This is a genomic window from Streptomyces sp. 13-12-16, from assembly GCF_002114215.1.
Classification (GTDB): domain Bacteria; phylum Actinomycetota; class Actinomycetes; order Streptomycetales; family Streptomycetaceae; genus Streptomyces.
This window is the reverse complement of the sequence record NZ_NCTE01001486.1, coordinates 10,126-10,559: the sequence shown is the minus strand read 5'-3', so window position 1 is coordinate 10,559 and position 434 is coordinate 10,126. Positions and strand designations below refer to the sequence as shown.

Sequence of the window (434 nt, the reverse complement as noted above, 5' to 3'; positions counted from 1 at the left end):
GTCCCGGCCGTCGGTGCGGTATGGGGCGCCCTCGACGAGTACACGCCCCTGCTGGTGCGGGAGACCGGGGCCGCCGACGGGACCGTTCCCTACCTGCTCCTGCTGATCTGGGCCGGCGCCACCGCCGGAAGCCTGCTGGCCGGTGAGGGCGAGCGGCTCGGCACGGCCGGGCTCGCCGCGCTGCTGGCCGGCTCCGGTCTCGCCCTGGCCGCCGGTGCGGCCGACGGCACCCCTTGGGGGCTGGGTCTCGTCGCCCTCGCCTTCGGTGGCTTCCAGGCGGCGACGGTGCTGGCCGACGCCCGTCTCCAGCGGCGCATCGAGGACACCGGCCGGGCCACCCTCACCTCGGTGGCGGGCCTGGGCACGGAACTGGCGACGGTCGCGGTCTACGGCGGCTACGCGCTGATCGCCTCGGGCGGCACCCACCGCACCGC

Annotated in this window: 1 pseudogene; it reads left to right on the top strand. The window is 77.2% G+C overall.

The features are described 5' to 3' along the window. Positions 1-434 (top strand): annotated as a pseudogene (locus tag B7767_RS43220) (MFS transporter); the annotation flags it as partial.